This is a genomic window from Rheinheimera texasensis, from assembly GCF_964031785.1.
GTDB classification, from domain to species: domain Bacteria; phylum Pseudomonadota; class Gammaproteobacteria; order Enterobacterales; family Alteromonadaceae; genus Pararheinheimera; species Pararheinheimera texasensis_A.
Genome location: NZ_CAXIRE010000023.1, coordinates 1 through 14084, shown reverse-complemented (window position 1 = coordinate 14084; position 14084 = coordinate 1). Strand labels below are relative to the sequence as shown.

Genomic DNA, 14084 nt, shown 5'->3' with positions numbered 1-14084 from the left:
TTCGCTTCACCCCGTCGGCATGGCGCGCATTATAGGCCGTCACGAAACTTACGCAAGCCTAAATTTGAGAAAAGTTGCGCTTTTGCGATCGTTCGGGTGAAATTTCAGCGAAAGGTGTTTTTTATGCACAAATCCCGCATAATTCCGCAGCAGATAAGGAGTTTAGAATGTCGATACGTTCATATAAAGGTATAAGTCCGGCCTTGGGTGCCGATGTTTATGTTGATGAATCAGCAGTTTTAGCCGGCGACATCGTCTTAGGCGACGATGTCAGTATATGGCCTCTGGTTGCCGCACGCGGTGATGTGAATCATATCCGGATCGGCGCACGTTCTAATATCCAGGATGGCACCGTATTACATGTATCCCGCCCTTCCGCCAAAAACGCTGCAGGCTCCCCCTTATTAATAGGTGAAGATGTCACTGTAGGCCATAAATGTATGTTGCATGGCTGTCGCCTCGGCAATCGCATTCTGGTTGGCATGGGTGCTATCGTGATGGACGACTCGATTGTAGAAGATGATGTCATCATCGGTGCCGGCAGTTTAGTCCCGCCTGGCAAGGTTTTGCAGAGTGGCTACTTATATGTCGGTAGCCCGGTCAAACAGGCGAGACCACTGAATGATGCCGAACGGGCATTTTTGTCTGCTTCGGCACAAAACTATGTCGTGCTGAAAAACGAGTATCTGGCGGAAGTGGGATGATTGCCTACCTCTATATAGTAGTGAATTCAGGGCACCACTATATAGAAGTGAAGACTAGACGCTGTTTTTCAGACTGCACCATCCAGCCATAAGCTTCCATCCGGGTCGAGCTGGCCTTTTTTTAACGCCAGCTCAATCTCGTCTTCCCAAAAGAAGCTGTCTTCGCGAACTTGCGCCAGCCAGGCCTCAGCTGTCCAACCTTCAGGCATCCTGATATAAACAGTGTTGCGCAGTCCACCTTGTAAGATTGAACAGCGCACTGCAACAGCTGCGTCGTCAAACTGATGGTCGTGATTAAAAATCAATTGCTGATTCATCCGCGCAGCAACTCCCTTAATTTTGCCAGTACCGGCTCTACTACAGGTCGCACACCACGCCAGATATAAAAGCTTTCCGCGGCTTGCGACACCAGCATACCTAAACCATCGGCGCTTTGTGGCACACCTTGCTGATGGCACCATTGTAAAAACGGCGTCGGTGCAGCGCCATATAACATGTCATAGGCCAGCTGACAGTATTCGAGGTGTTGTTCATGTAATGGCGGGCGTTCGCCCAGCAAACCGCTGGACGTCGCATTGATCAATAAATGCCAGCGCTGTTTCGGCACTTCGGCATAACTACCGGCGCTGACGCGGTTATCAAAAAGTGCCGCAATCTGTTCAGCTTTACTGACAGTGCGGTTTGCCAGATGAATATGCGCCACACCTGCATCCAGTAATGGTTGCATCACCCCGCGACTGGCGCCACCGGCGCCCAACAGCAACACATTCGCGCCTTCAAGCAACGCATCCTGGCGCAGTAAATCGGCCACCAATCCGGCACCGTCTGTATTGTCGCCGCACAGGCGTTGTTGCTCATCCAGATATAAAGTATTCACCGCACCAGCCAGCTGCGCCCGCTTACTCAACACCTGAGCTAAGGCAAAAGCCTGTTCTTTAAACGGCACAGTGACGTTGCCCCCCCGGCCACCTTCAGCAACAAAGTGTTGCCAGCTGTCGGCAAAGCCATCGAGCGGTGCTAAAATCGCCTCATAAGTCAGAACCTGGCCGGTTTGTTCGGCAAACCAGCGATGGATCAGCGGCGATTTGGAATGTCCTATCGGATGACCAAAAACAGCATATCGATCCACAAAGAAGCTCCCATCATGCTTAAGAAGTTAATTCAAATGTTGTCAGCAAAAAATCCAGCACACCCGACACCGCAACAAACCCCGTATCAGCTCATTGGTGGTGAAGAGGCAACCCGTCGTCTGGCCAATCGTTTTTACGATATCATGGCCACAGCGCCAGAAGCGGCAGAACTCTATGCCATTCACCCGTTGCCACTGGATACCATCCGGCAAAAATTCTTTGAGTTTTTATCAGGCTGGCTTGGCGGCCCTGGTTTATTTGAACAGAAATATGGCCATCCGCGGCTACGTGCCCGCCATATGCCTTTTACAGTCAACCCCAAGCTGCGAGACCAGTGGATGTTTTGCATGAACCAGGCACTGGCTGAAGTCGTGGCAGACCCGCTGCTGCGTGGTGGCCTCAGCGAAGCACTGGGACAACTCGCCAGCCACATGATCAACCAGGACGAACAGGGCCGGCCCCGTTAAACCAGCCTAGCTGTTGATACCCAGCCAATCCTGCGGCTGCAGATAGCGCTGATACAACAGCGCTTCAGCTGAACCTTCGGCCGGCACAAACCCATATTCCCAGCGCACCAGTGGCGGCATTGACATCAGGATCGATTCCGTGCGACCGCCGCTTTGCAGGCCAAACAAAGTCCCGCGGTCAAACACCAGATTAAATTCGACATAACGACCACGACGATACAACTGGAATTGGCGATGTGCTTCAGTGTACGGCGTTTGCTTGCGCCGCTCGACGATCGGCTGGTACGCCTTTACATAGGCTTCACCAACCGCACGCATAAAAGCGAAACTACGCTCAAATCCCCACTGATTTAAATCATCAAAAAACAAACCGCCGACACCACGGGTTTCCCCCCGGTGTTTCAGATAAAAGTATTCATCACACCAGGTTTTGTATTTCGGATACACATCTGCACCAAAAGGTGCGCAGCAATCAAAGGCAACCTGATGCCAATGCCGGACATCTTCTTCAAACGGATAAAACGGCGTCAGGTCAAAACCGCCACCAAACCACCAAACCGGCGCTTCACCTTCTTTTTCAGCGATAAAAAACCGCACATTGGCGTGGCTGGTGGGCACAAATGGATTGTTCGGGTGAATCACCAGCGACACGCCCATGGCTTCAAAGCGCCGGCCCGCCAGTTCTGGCCGGTGTGCCGTCGCTGAGGCAGGCATTTTGTCACCAAACACATGGGAGAAATTGACGCCGGCTTGTTCAAATACAGCGCCTTTTGTTAATACCCGGCTACGCCCACCACCACCTTCAGCCCGCTCCCAGCTGTCTTCGACAAAACGGGCAGCACCATCGGATTGCTCCAGTGCAGCACAAATCTGTTCCTGCAACTGCAGTAGAAAGGCTTTGACGGCGTGTTTATCAACGGACATATCGGCTCCCGTTTAGCGCTTCCGGCAGAAGACACTGGTGAAAAATTTTCCTGGCCACGGCCAGATGGCTATAATAGCGCCCTATTATGCCAGCACCTGGCGGTTTTGAGGAAACAGCAATGAAAGTCGGTATCATTATGGGCTCCAAATCCGATTGGCCTACCATGAAAAACGCAGCAGACATGTTAGACAAATTCGGCATCGTTTATGAAACCACTGTTGTTTCTGCGCATCGTACCCCGCACTTACTGGCTGAATATGCCGGTAACGCTGCCAGCCGCGGCTTAAAAGTGATTATTGCCGGTGCCGGCGGCGCAGCGCACCTGCCTGGCATGGCTGCTGCTTTCACGTCATTACCGGTACTGGGCGTACCAGTACAATCTAAAGCATTAAAAGGTCTCGATTCTTTACTCTCTATTGTGCAAATGCCAAAAGGCGTGGCGGTCGGCACTTTGGCCATCGGTGATGCCGGTGCGGCCAATGCCGGTTTGTTAGCAGCACAAATTCTGGCGACCAGCGATGAAAACTTAATGGCCAAAATTGATGCGTTCCGCAAAGAACAAACTGACTCTGTACTGGCCCACCCGAATCCGGCCGAGGAAGTCTGATGAATGTATTAGTCATGGGCGCCGGGCAACTGGCTCGAATGATGGCGCTGGCTGGCGCGCCGCTGAATCTGCACGTCACCGCTTATGATGTGAATTCAGCCAAAGTACAACATCCGGTCACAGGTGAAGTTTACCCACTGACGCTGGAGCAAGCCGTGGCTGCAGCAGATGTAGTCACCTCAGAGTTTGAACATATCCCCTATCCGGTACAGGCGGTATGTGAAGCCAGTGGTAAATTCAAGCCAAACAGCACTGCCATCAAAGCCGGTGGTGACCGCCGCCAGGAAAAAGCCCTGCTCGATGCTGCTGGTGTTGCCAACGCCGGTTACCGCATTGTGCAGACCGAAACTGAGTTTATGGCCGCCATTAACGAACTGGGCCTGCCGCTGGTACTGAAAAGTGCATTAGCTGGGTACGACGGTAAAGGCCAGTGGCGTCTGAAACAGCTGGAAGACGCAGCATTAGTCTGGGCTGATATTGCCGCTTTTATGGCGGGTGCCGATCACAGTTTGCCGCAAGCGATTGTGGCTGAACAGTTTGTCCGGTTTGACCGCGAAGTCAGTCTGGTTGGCGCGCGAAATGAACATGGCGATACCGTGGTCTATCCGCTGACAGAAAATCACCACGTCAATGGCGTGTTGTCGGTGTCACTGGCGCTACCCTCAGAGTCCGCTTTGCAACAACAAGCCAAACAAATGTTCGACGCGGTGGCGAATAAACTGCAATATGTAGGCGTGTTGGCGCTGGAGTTTTTCCAGGTTGGCGAGCAATTGCTGGTCAACGAAATCGCACCACGCGTTCATAACTCCGGCCACTGGACACAACAAGGTGCTGATACCTGCCAGTTTGAAAACCACCTGCGTGCCGTTTGTGGCTTGCCACTGGGCAGCACGGCCTTAGTGCGCCCGACGGTGATGGTGAACATCCTCGGCGAAGACTTTGTTAATCCAGCCGTGCTGAGCTTGCCATCCTGCCACCTGCACTGGTACGGCAAAGCCAAACGGGCTGGCCGCAAAATGGGTCATATCAATATTTGTGGCGCCACGGTGAAAGAGCTGACGGAAAGATTCAGTGCTTTAAGTGCTTTGTTACCTGAAAGCAGCTTCCCCGAAGTCGCCGAAATGGCAGCGAAATTGCGCGAAAGCGCCAGATAAACGACCTGCGTAATTTGCAGATGAAAAAGGCCCTGAAGGGCCTTTTCTTTTTGTACTGTGTAAGAGCTATTTAGCGCACCTGACTTAGCTTGACTGCACCGCCTGACATTTACGGCTGGCGCAAATCAGCTTGACCCCATGCGCCCCCGGTTTTTCCGCCAGCAGGCCAAAACCACAGCTTTGGCAGGTTCCGGCGACAGGCTTAAAATTCAGCACAAAATCACATTTTGGATATTGGTCACAGCCATAAAAGGTTTTGCCGAACTTACTGGTACGCTCCAGCAGTTTACCGGTTTGGCACTGCGGGCAATGCACATCCTCAACCACCACCGGCTCTTCGTGCACAATAAAATGGCAGGCAGGAAAATCGCTGCATCCAATAAACATGCCGTAACGGCCATTCTTAACCGCCAGCGCCGAGCCACAGCTTGGGCATGGCGTGTCTTCCAGCAGTTTGACGACCGTACTGTCGTGCGGGTGCAGATTTTGAATATAACTACAGGCCGGATAGTTGCTGCAACCCAGAAATGGCCCGTGTTTGCCAGATTTCATCACCAGCTCGTGCTGGCACAATGGGCAGGTTTGTTTGTGTTCTGGAATGGCAAACAAAGGTTGGTCAGACATAACTCAAACGGCCGGCTATCGAAGGTGCGGCATTATCGCACAGTCGGCCGCAGAAAAGGCAACGCCGGCAAACACCGGCGTTGTATCAACATTCATTTATAAGCGGGTTGCGCTTTAATGCAGCGGCCCGGTCGGCTCTTCAAAAATCAGGTCTTCCATCTGGGCATAAGCGGTTTCGTGGCCGGGGGCGTTAAACAACACCATCAGTACCACCCATTTTAAATCTTCCAGACTCACTTCAGCACTGTCTAAATCCATCACCCGATCCAACACCATTTCACGGGTAGGTAAATCTAACACATTGATTTGCTCCAGAAACATCAGAAAACCACGACATTCAGCATCGAGTTTTCTTAACTCTTCCGGCGTGTACACTCGTAAAGCGTTAGAAGTTGTTTTGGTTAAATAAGGTTTTACATGACTCTCTTGCAGCTGGGATAAATTTTCCAGCCAGCGCAGGGCTTTGAAGATGTCATCATCATGAAATCCGGCTTTGACCAGTTCTTTGGTCAAATCAGCCTGGTTGACGTAAATTTCCGATTCGTTGTGGATGTAATTCTCAAACAGGTAGACGAGGATATCAAACATGACTAGGCCCTCCTCACTCGAATGTAGCCACCAGGTACGGCTGCCACTGCGCCAGTTAATTCAAGCTGTTGCAGGGCTATGGTTACGTCGGCTACCGGCATTGCTGCGCGATCTGCAATCAGGTCTATTGCAGTTGCCTCATCTCCTACGTTAGCTAACAAGCCTTCGTCGGACAAGAGTGGCAAACAACTATTTTTTTCAACCGGATGGCTGAATAAATCTGCTGCAAGCAGCGGTGCTAACTCTTCCAGAATATCGGCCACAGAGCGGGTTAATTTAGCACCTTGTAAAATAAGCTGATGACAACCAGCCGCTTGTGGATTGCGGATAGAACCCGGGATAGCGAATACGTCACGGCTATATTCGGCGGCGTAATGGGCACTAATCAGCGAACCGCTTTTTTCGGCCGCCTCAACAACTACAGTGCCAAGACTCAGTCCAACCACGATACGATTTCGGATCGGGAAAAACTCGGCCTTCGGGTGTTGTTGTGGCAAAAACTCCGACACGACCGCGCCCTGCGCGATGATTTGTTGTTGCAGCGCCTGATGCTGCGGCGGGTACAAATGGCATAAGCCGTGCCCCATCACCGCGATAGTCTCGCCTTTTGCCCGTAAAGCGCCCTGATGCGCAGCGCCGTCAATGCCATTCGCCATCCCACTGGTGATGACAAAACCAAGTGCCGCCAGTTCAGCGGCAAACTCAAGTGCAATTTGCCGCCCGGTCGGCGTTGGCCTACGACTGCCAACCATGGCTATCTGCGGTTTTTGCAGAACCGCCGGGTCACCGCAGCCAAATAAACCAACCGGCGGGTGTTTGATTTCACGTAATAACGGCGGATACCGTGGATCAGGAAAAGGGATAAACCAGCGTCCTGCTTCACTTTGTAGCCAATGCAGAGCCTGTTCAGCTTTACGCTGAGATTGAGTTAAATGCAGAGCATGCGCGGCAGAAAAGCCAAGCTGTTGCAATTGGGTGGTGGATGCCTGACACAGCTCGGCGACTGAACAAGCCGGACTGATTTGTAGCAGTGCATTGGCATCAAGCCCAGGCACTGCCATCAGTCGCAGCCAGCAGATGAGATCTTCCATGATCTCCCCCTATAGGCCGGATAATGTCCCTGTCGCTGCGCGATGCAACCACAGGGCGCAGATTGAGATAGGTTACAGGTCGCCGATGCTGTCGCCGACCCGAATGGGTTTTTTCGTCCCAGTGACGATAGCAAAACTGGTGCGTTCCGCCACTTTAAACACCATCAATTCACCGATTTGTTCTTTAGGCATGTCGATGCGGTCACCATCGATGCCGCCCATAATTTTCTGATATTTCGAAGCATCAGACATATACACAGGCCCACGGCTGGAATCGACCACTGCCGGTGACTGTCGGGAAATCGAGAACATATAACCGGCTTTTACCCCATCCTGCTGACCTTTGTTCAGTACCACAATGTCCCAGCTGGAAAATTCACGCAGATCCGACGTCGTATCAATAATACTGCCAGCTATCGGTTGTTCCGGTTTTCTCATCATGAAAAACGCCGGCAGGCTCTGACCGTCCGCGGCCGGTAACAAGCGGTCGCCCTGACGGATCTCTTGTTTTACATCCAGTACCGCCACTGAGGCCGGAGCATTCACTTCGGTACCACCGGCACGAAATGCCCGGGCAGTACCGACCAGAATGGTCTCGTATCCCAGAATTTCTTCAGATTCCGGGTCAATGTAAGCTTTGCCTTTGCGGTAAATACCATAGGCAGCATCTTGTTGCAGTTGGCCACGCACATACAGGATATGACCCTGGCTGGCGTTTTTGACGTGGTCGTCCGCACCCAACACATAAGGCAAACTATCAATCTGCTCCGCAGACAATGACTGCTCGTAGGTCAGGAAAGGCCGAATCATCATCAACGGAATCGTTGTGACGGCTTTGACATTCTTCAGTGATTTACGCGCTTGTGGCGACAACTTGCGGATACCCTGACCCGGTTCGGCGGCACTGTCTGACGGTGACACCTTCAGCGCGCTGCCATTGACCGTCAATACTGGTTGGCCGTCTTTGTCATAACTCAGGCTCAGCACGTCACCGGGATAGATTAAATGCGGGTTTTCCACCTGCGGATTGAGCTTCCACAATTGCGGCCATAACCAGGGTTGCTGCAGATATAAACCGGAAATATCCCACAGCGTGTCGCCTTGTTTGACGGTGTAACTCTTGGGTGCATCAGGTTTTATGGCGAGAATGTCAGCTGACGCAGTTGTCGTCAGACAGAACAACAGGGCGGCGATTGAGCTTGTTATTGTTTTCAGCATGCCAGTTTCCTTCGGCCCGGAACTGCAGTAATTATTGCACAGAATGCATAGGGAGCTGTTATTACAGCGATTTAATGGCTAAAATTGAACCATAACACAGTTATATTCACAAAGCATAATTTTGTAGGTGCCATGGCAGTTTTAACCGTTTTACATTATCCCGATGAACGTCTGCGGACCATCGCCAAACCCGTTGCAACAGTAAATGACGAGACTCGTCAGTTAGTTGCAGACATGCTGGAAACCATGTACGCCGAAAATGGCATTGGTTTGGCCGCTACGCAAGTCAATGTTCATCAACGTGTGGTCGTGATCGACTTATCGGAAGAACGTAACCAACCACAAATTTTTATCAACCCGGAAATCACCGAAAAAAGCGGCGACACCACCTACGAAGAAGGTTGTTTGTCGGTACCGCAAAACTACGCCAACGTCGAACGGGCCGCTGAGATCACGCTCAAAGCGCAGGGTTTAGACGGCAACTGGTTTGAAGTCAAAGCTGATGGTTTATTGGCGATATGCCTGCAACACGAACTGGATCATCTGGTTGGCAAGCTGTTTATCGATTATCTGTCGCCATTAAAACGCGATCGCATCAAGAAAAAGCTGGAAAAACAAGCCCGCGCCGCTAAAGCCTGACAGGAATCTCCGTGACCACACCGCTTCGTATTATTTTTGCCGGCACGCCGGATTTCGCCGCCCGCCATCTGCAGGCCCTGCTTGATTCTGAGCATCAGGTGATCGCTGTCTACACCCAGCCGGACCGCCCAGCTGGCCGTGGCCAGCAGTTGCAGGCCAGCCCGGTTAAACAGCTTGCTCTGGCCCAGAATATTCCGGTGTTTCAGCCCAAATCACTGAAAAAAGCGCCGGCGCAGCAACAACTAGCCGCGTTAGAAGCTGACCTGATGGTGGTGGTGGCTTATGGCCTGATCCTGCCACAAGTGGTGCTGGACACACCAAAACTCGGCTGTATCAATGTGCACGGCTCTTTGTTGCCACGCTGGCGCGGTGCAGCACCGATCCAACGCGCACTCTGGGCCGGCGACTCTGAAACCGGTGTCACTATTATGCAGATGGATGCGGGTCTCGATACCGGCGCCATGCTCAGCATCGCGTCTTTACCGATCGAAGCCAGCGACACCAGCGCAACTCTGTATGAAAAACTGGCGGTGATAGGCCCGAAAGCGCTGACCGACGCGCTGCAAGACCTGCCCGCGTTGCAGACCAAAGCGCAACCGCAGCAGGACAGCGCCGCTAACTACGCCGAAAAACTCAGCAAAGAAGAAGCACAGCTTGATTTCAACAAAGCCGCCGTGGCGCTGGAACGGGAGATCCGTGCTTTTAACCCATGGCCGGTCAGTTACCTGCAACTCGGCACGCAGCAACTAAAAATCTGGCAGGCCCGGGTTGAAGCAGGCACAGCGCAGCCTGGACAGGTGGTGCGGGTCGACAAAAAAGGCATCGCGATTGGCACTGCGGACGGTTTGCTGGTGATTGAACAGTTGCAACCGTCCGGTAAAAAAGCCATGGCGGTGACCGATTTTCTCAACGGTCGCGCCGATTGGTTCCAGACCGGTCAGCAACTGCAAGCTAGCGCGGAACTGCCGCAATGACGGCGAACTTGCGCGCAACCGCCGCGACTTTGTGTTATCAGGTGGTCGATCAGGGCAAATCGTTGTCAGACGTTTTGCCCAAAGCCCAGTTGCTGTTCAGCAATCCGGCCGACAAAGCGCTGCTGCAGGAAATGTGTTTTGGCCTGATGCGCCAGCTGCCGCAGCTGGATTTTGTCTGCCAGCAGCTGATGAGCAAGCCGCTGGTCAAACAGCTGCGCCCGCTGCAGTTTCTGATTTATCTCGGTATTTATCAGCTGAAGTTTTTACGCATTCCGGACCATGCCGCCGTCGGCGAAACTGTCGAAGCTGCCCGTTATTTAAAAGGTCAGTCGATGACCAAACTGATCAACGGCGTGTTGCGTTCGGTGCAGCGTCAGCCGGAATTGTTTGAATTCGCTGAAGCGCCGCTGTCTGTGCAAACTAACCACCCGTCCTGGCTGGTGCAGGCGCTGCAGCAGGCCTATCCACAGCAGTGGTTGGAAATTATCGCCGCTAACCAACAAAAAGCGCCGCTGTGGCTGCGGGTCAATACCAAACGCTGTTCAGTGGAGAAATTCACCACAGATTTGACTGCGCTGGAGATTGGTTTCAGCCAGCCTGTGCCGGAGATGCCGCAGGCAATCCTGCTCGATAAAGCCTGTGACGTCACCACTTTGCCGGGTTATGTCTGGGGCTTTTTTGCCGTGCAGGATTTAGCCGCGCAATATGCGGCGGTATTGCTGGCGCCGGAAAATGGTGATCGCATTCTGGATGCGTGTTGCGCCCCCGGCGGTAAAACCGGTCATTTGCTCGAATTGGCACCAGAAGCGTTGGTACTGGCGCTGGATAAAGATCCGGCGCGACTGGTGCGGGTGCGCGAAAATCTGGCGCGGCTTGGCCATGAAGCTCAAGTGAAAGCCGCCGATGCCGCCGAACCAGGTCAGTGGTGGGACGGCCAGCTGTTTGACCGTATTCTGCTGGACGTGCCCTGCTCGGCCACCGGTGTGATCCGCCGCCATCCGGATATCCGCTGGTTACGGAAAAAACCGGATATCGCCGCGCTGGCGCTTTTACAGCAACAAATTCTTGCCGCCGTCTGGCCAACACTGAAACCGGGCGGTGTCCTGCTGTATGCGACCTGTAGTGTGTTGCCAGATGAAAATCAGCTGCAAATCCAACGTTTTCTCGAGACCCAGCCGGATGCCGAAGCTATGCCACTGAGTACCAGTCATAGCGCCAGCACATGGCAATTATTACCGGGCCAGTCGCAGGCTGACGGCTTCTTCTACGCCAAATTGCAGAAAAAGGCGATTGCATGAAAATCATTATCTTAGGTGCAGGTCAAGTTGGTGCGACGCTGGCAGAGAATCTGGTCGGTGAAGAAAACGACATCACCATCGTCGATATCAATGCCGAAAAACTGCGCGCCTTGCAGGACAAATTTGACCTGCAGGTCGTGCATGGCCACAGCGCGCACCCGGATATCCTGAAAAAAGCCGGCGCGGAAGATGCCGACATGATTATCGCCGTCACCAACAGTGACGAAGTCAACATCGTTGCCTGTCAGGTCGCCTACAGCATTTTTAACACGCCGACCAAAGTCGCACGTATCCGCACCAACCAATACATCAAATATCGTGACAAGTTGTTTAATAAAGATGATTTACCGGTCGACCACTTTATCGCACCGGAAACACTGGTCACCGACTACATCCGCCGGCTGATTGACTACCCGGGCGCGCTGCAGGTGGTTGAATTTGCGGGTGGCAAAGTGAGCTTAGTGGCAGTCAAAGCCTATTATGGCGGCCTGTTGGTCGGCCATGCCCTGTCGACGCTGAAAGAGCACATGCCGCATATCGATGCCCGGGTCGCGACTATTTACCGGCGCGGCCACGCCATCAAACCTATTGGCACCACTATTATCGAAGCCGACGACGAAGTGTTTTTTGTCGCCGCCACCAAACATATCCGCGCCGTGATGAGCGAGCTGCAAAAGCTGGAAAACAGCTACCGCCGTATCATGATCGCCGGCGGCGGCAACGTCGGTTATGGCCTTGCCAAAGCGCTGGAGAAGACCCACAGCGTCAAACTGATTGAGCGCAGTAAAGAACGCGCCGAGTATTTATCCAGCACGCTGGAAAATACCGTCGTTTATGCCGGTGACGCTTCAGACCCAGAGCTGTTGCAGGAAGAAAGCATCGACGAAGTAGATGTATTCCTCGCCGTGACCAACGACGACGAAGCCAACATCATGTCAGCAATGCTGGCCAAACGCATGGGCGCGCAAAAAACCATGGTGCTGATTAAACGCAGTGCTTATGTCGACCTGCTGCAAGGCGGTGAAATCGATATCGCGGTATCACCACAACAAGCCACTATTTCGGCACTGCTGACCCACGTGCGGCGTGGCGACATCGTCAACGTCTACTCCCTGCGCCGCGGCGCCGCCGAAGCCATCGAAGCCATTGCGCACGGCGACAGCACCACGTCTAAAGTCGTCGGCCAACCCATCGGCAAGGTGAAACTACCGCCCGGCTGTACTATCGGTGCCATAGTGCGCGGCGAAGAAGTTCTCATCGCGCATGACAATATCGTTATCGAAACCGACGACCACGTGATTTTGTTTTTAGTCGACAAAAAGCACATCGGTGAAGTGGAACGGCTGTTCCAGGTGAGTGCATTTTTCCTTTGACCAGGCGCGGTCAGAGGCGCTTTGTCTCTGGCTGCTTACTGTTGAGGACTCAACTGCGCTGCCTTTCATGGCATCGTTTTTAGTTTTTGCGGCGAGACCGCCTAGCAAAGAATTCACCTGACGGTGAGTTACTTTCTTTTGCGTTGCCAAAAGAAAGTAACCAAAGAAAAAGCAAGCCCGGTTCCGCTCGAAAGCCCGTCTGAAAACTTGTCGTCCAAGGCGGCGCAGCAACTCGCGCGCCGCTAACGTCGCCGCGCTCAAACACTCTGCGCCTTAAAACCTTGGCCAACAATTTTCAGCCGGCTCGCTCCAACGGGCAGTTGCATCAATAGTCAGTTAAGTTTAAAACTGGAAGTAATCAACTTGACCACGCAAAGGTCCTGCCTACCCATCATGGATACAGGGAAAGTAACTATGTATAGAAAAATGCGAAATAATGATTACAGATTACATCAGTGGAATAATCGCTATTCAGGCCACATAGAGCTAGTTAATCAATTGGTAGATAAACTGCGATTAGAGTTAGCTGAAGACATCCCGTACGTAGCACCAAGCTACGGCGGTACTAAAGCAAAAATTCTATTACTTTTGCAGGATCCTGGCCCAAAAACTAACTTAACTCAAAATGGAAGTGGTTTCATTTCGACACAAAACGATGACCCAACTGCAGAAGTACTTGGGACATTGCTGGATAAAGCCCAAATTGCTCTGGATGACGTCATTGCATGGAATGCATGCATTCATTACATAGGATCAGACCAGAAAAAACCTTCTGCAAAGCAACTTCAACATAACTTAAACCCCCTAGCTCAGTTAATTGAATTACTGCCAAAATTACAGGTAGTTATATTGATGGGACGTGTCGCGGAAGATTCCTGGTCACGCTTTTCCGGTACTTATCCGCATTTAGCTAGCGAGATTTGTATTTTTGAGTGCCCTCATCCCAGTAAACGCGGTCTTATGGGAAGCGGCCCAAACAGACGTTCGAGACAAGAAGGTCTTGCATTGGTAATGAAGGCTCTAGAGAACGCGAAAGCTAGAATCTGCTAGCCCCCATTGAAGCGAGCCGTTGAAAAATCACGATTTGAGGTTTTAAGCTGGCGGGTGTTTGAGCGGTGCGACGGTAGCGCACCGCGAGTTACGCCAGCGCCTCAAATTGTGGGTTTTCAGCGGGCTTTCGAGCGGAACTGGGGTCTGTAGAAGTCAAAGACATAGGTTACATTTTACTTCACAGACATAGGTGACACTTTCAAAGTCAGGTAGTCCAGTTTGTCGCCTTTTGCTTTTCTTTC

Annotated in this window: 16 protein-coding genes; 9 read left to right on the top strand and 7 right to left on the bottom strand. The window is 52.3% G+C overall.

Annotated features, from left to right (window positions below):
- Positions 1-167: 167 nt before the first annotated feature.
- Positions 168-704, top strand: a complete 537-nt coding sequence (locus tag ABNT34_RS18550; RefSeq protein WP_348734320.1) for a gamma carbonic anhydrase family protein — start codon at positions 168-170, stop codon at positions 702-704.
- Between the two features lie 68 nt (positions 705-772).
- Here the strand turns inward: ABNT34_RS18550 and ABNT34_RS18545 are convergent, their stop codons facing one another.
- A complete protein-coding gene (locus ABNT34_RS18545) occupies positions 773-1021 on the bottom strand; it encodes a DUF1488 domain-containing protein (RefSeq protein ID WP_348734318.1) in 249 nt (82 codons plus the stop codon).
- Entirely contained in the window at positions 1018-1833 is an 816-nt protein-coding gene (aroE, locus tag ABNT34_RS18540) for a shikimate dehydrogenase (RefSeq protein WP_348734316.1), read from the bottom strand. Before aroE ends, ABNT34_RS18545 begins: the two co-directional genes overlap by 4 nt.
- A gap of 15 nt (positions 1834-1848) precedes the next feature.
- Between aroE and ABNT34_RS18535 the strand changes: the two genes are divergently transcribed.
- Positions 1849-2301 (top strand): group II truncated hemoglobin, encoded by a 453-nt coding sequence (locus ABNT34_RS18535; protein ID WP_348734314.1) that lies wholly within the window; start codon positions 1849-1851, stop codon positions 2299-2301.
- 6 nt (positions 2302-2307) lie between these two features.
- On the opposite strand, the gene hemF is transcribed toward ABNT34_RS18535, so the two are convergent.
- Positions 2308-3225 carry an oxygen-dependent coproporphyrinogen oxidase gene (hemF, locus tag ABNT34_RS18530; RefSeq protein WP_348734312.1) on the bottom strand — a complete coding sequence of 306 codons (918 nt, stop codon included), beginning with the start codon at positions 3223-3225 and terminating at the stop codon, positions 2308-2310.
- Positions 3226-3344: 119 nt separating this feature from the next.
- Between hemF and purE the strand changes: the two genes are divergently transcribed.
- Together purE and ABNT34_RS18520 are read left to right on the top strand one after the other, a co-directional pair.
- The gene (gene purE / locus ABNT34_RS18525) at positions 3345-3833 is read left to right on the top strand and encodes a 5-(carboxyamino)imidazole ribonucleotide mutase (RefSeq protein WP_348734310.1); all 489 of its coding nucleotides are present in this window, start codon (positions 3345-3347) and stop codon (positions 3831-3833) included.
- Positions 3833-4987, top strand: a complete 1155-nt coding sequence (locus ABNT34_RS18520; protein WP_348734308.1) for a 5-(carboxyamino)imidazole ribonucleotide synthase — start codon at positions 3833-3835, stop codon at positions 4985-4987. Before purE ends, ABNT34_RS18520 begins: the two co-directional genes overlap by 1 nt.
- 84 nt (positions 4988-5071) lie before the next feature.
- On the opposite strand, the gene ABNT34_RS18515 is transcribed toward ABNT34_RS18520, so the two are convergent.
- The 4 genes from ABNT34_RS18515 to ABNT34_RS18500 all read right to left on the bottom strand — a co-directional run bounded on the left by ABNT34_RS18515 (position 5072) and on the right by ABNT34_RS18500 (position 8508).
- Positions 5072-5611: a topoisomerase DNA-binding C4 zinc finger domain-containing protein gene (locus ABNT34_RS18515; RefSeq protein WP_348734306.1), complete on the bottom strand. Its 540-nt coding sequence runs from the start codon at positions 5609-5611 to the stop codon at positions 5072-5074.
- A 114-nt stretch (positions 5612-5725) separates the two neighbouring features.
- Positions 5726-6199, bottom strand: a complete 474-nt coding sequence (locus ABNT34_RS18510) for a DUF494 family protein (protein WP_031567919.1) — start codon at positions 6197-6199, stop codon at positions 5726-5728.
- Positions 6200-6201: 2 nt separating this feature from the next.
- Positions 6202-7290 carry a DNA-processing protein DprA gene (dprA, locus tag ABNT34_RS18505; RefSeq protein ID WP_348734303.1) on the bottom strand — a complete coding sequence of 363 codons (1089 nt, stop codon included), beginning with the start codon at positions 7288-7290 and terminating at the stop codon, positions 6202-6204.
- Positions 7291-7362: 72 nt separating this feature from the next.
- Positions 7363-8508 (bottom strand): LysM domain-containing protein, encoded by a 1146-nt coding sequence (locus tag ABNT34_RS18500; protein ID WP_348734301.1) that lies wholly within the window; start codon positions 8506-8508, stop codon positions 7363-7365.
- Between the two features lie 132 nt (positions 8509-8640).
- Between ABNT34_RS18500 and def the strand changes: the two genes are divergently transcribed.
- From def to ABNT34_RS18475, 5 genes are all read left to right on the top strand, one after another.
- A complete protein-coding gene (gene def, locus ABNT34_RS18495; protein WP_348734299.1) occupies positions 8641-9147 on the top strand; it encodes a peptide deformylase in 507 nt (168 codons plus the stop codon).
- Positions 9148-9158: 11 nt separating this feature from the next.
- The gene (gene fmt / locus ABNT34_RS18490) at positions 9159-10121 is read left to right on the top strand and encodes a methionyl-tRNA formyltransferase (protein ID WP_348734297.1); all 963 of its coding nucleotides are present in this window, start codon (positions 9159-9161) and stop codon (positions 10119-10121) included.
- The gene (gene rsmB / locus ABNT34_RS18485; RefSeq protein ID WP_348734295.1) at positions 10118-11419 is read left to right on the top strand and encodes a 16S rRNA (cytosine(967)-C(5))-methyltransferase RsmB; all 1302 of its coding nucleotides are present in this window, start codon (positions 10118-10120) and stop codon (positions 11417-11419) included. Before fmt ends, rsmB begins: the two co-directional genes overlap by 4 nt.
- Positions 11416-12792, top strand: a complete 1377-nt coding sequence (trkA, locus tag ABNT34_RS18480) for a Trk system potassium transporter TrkA (protein ID WP_348734293.1) — start codon at positions 11416-11418, stop codon at positions 12790-12792. The genes rsmB and trkA overlap by 4 nt, the downstream gene beginning before the upstream one ends.
- A 414-nt stretch (positions 12793-13206) precedes the next feature.
- Positions 13207-13842 carry a uracil-DNA glycosylase gene (locus tag ABNT34_RS18475; RefSeq protein WP_348734292.1) on the top strand — a complete coding sequence of 212 codons (636 nt, stop codon included), beginning with the start codon at positions 13207-13209 and terminating at the stop codon, positions 13840-13842.
- Positions 13843-14084: the final 242 nt, after the last annotated feature.

Excerpts from the sequence above, each read along its gene's own strand:
- dprA (WP_348734303.1), bottom strand. The coding sequence starts at position 7,290 with ATGGAAGATCTCATCTGCTGGCTGCGACTGATGGCAGTGCCTGGGCTT.
- ABNT34_RS18550 (WP_348734320.1), top strand. The coding sequence starts at position 168 with ATGTCGATACGTTCATATAAAGGTATAAGTCCGGCCTTGGGTGCCGAT.
- ABNT34_RS18500 (WP_348734301.1), bottom strand. The coding sequence starts at position 8,508 with ATGCTGAAAACAATAACAAGCTCAATCGCCGCCCTGTTGTTCTGTCTG.
- hemF (WP_348734312.1), bottom strand. The coding sequence starts at position 3,225 with ATGTCCGTTGATAAACACGCCGTCAAAGCCTTTCTACTGCAGTTGCAG.
- trkA (WP_348734293.1), top strand. The coding sequence starts at position 11,416 with ATGAAAATCATTATCTTAGGTGCAGGTCAAGTTGGTGCGACGCTGGCA.
- ABNT34_RS18510 (WP_031567919.1), bottom strand. The coding sequence starts at position 6,199 with ATGTTTGATATCCTCGTCTACCTGTTTGAGAATTACATCCACAACGAA.
- rsmB (WP_348734295.1), top strand. The coding sequence starts at position 10,118 with ATGACGGCGAACTTGCGCGCAACCGCCGCGACTTTGTGTTATCAGGTG.
- ABNT34_RS18475 (WP_348734292.1), top strand. The coding sequence starts at position 13,207 with ATGTATAGAAAAATGCGAAATAATGATTACAGATTACATCAGTGGAAT.
- ABNT34_RS18535 (WP_348734314.1), top strand. The coding sequence starts at position 1,849 with ATGCTTAAGAAGTTAATTCAAATGTTGTCAGCAAAAAATCCAGCACAC.
- ABNT34_RS18520 (WP_348734308.1), top strand. The coding sequence starts at position 3,833 with ATGAATGTATTAGTCATGGGCGCCGGGCAACTGGCTCGAATGATGGCG.
- ABNT34_RS18515 (WP_348734306.1), bottom strand. The coding sequence starts at position 5,611 with ATGTCTGACCAACCTTTGTTTGCCATTCCAGAACACAAACAAACCTGC.
- ABNT34_RS18545 (WP_348734318.1), bottom strand. The coding sequence starts at position 1,021 with ATGAATCAGCAATTGATTTTTAATCACGACCATCAGTTTGACGACGCA.
- purE (WP_348734310.1), top strand. The coding sequence starts at position 3,345 with ATGAAAGTCGGTATCATTATGGGCTCCAAATCCGATTGGCCTACCATG.
- def (WP_348734299.1), top strand. The coding sequence starts at position 8,641 with ATGGCAGTTTTAACCGTTTTACATTATCCCGATGAACGTCTGCGGACC.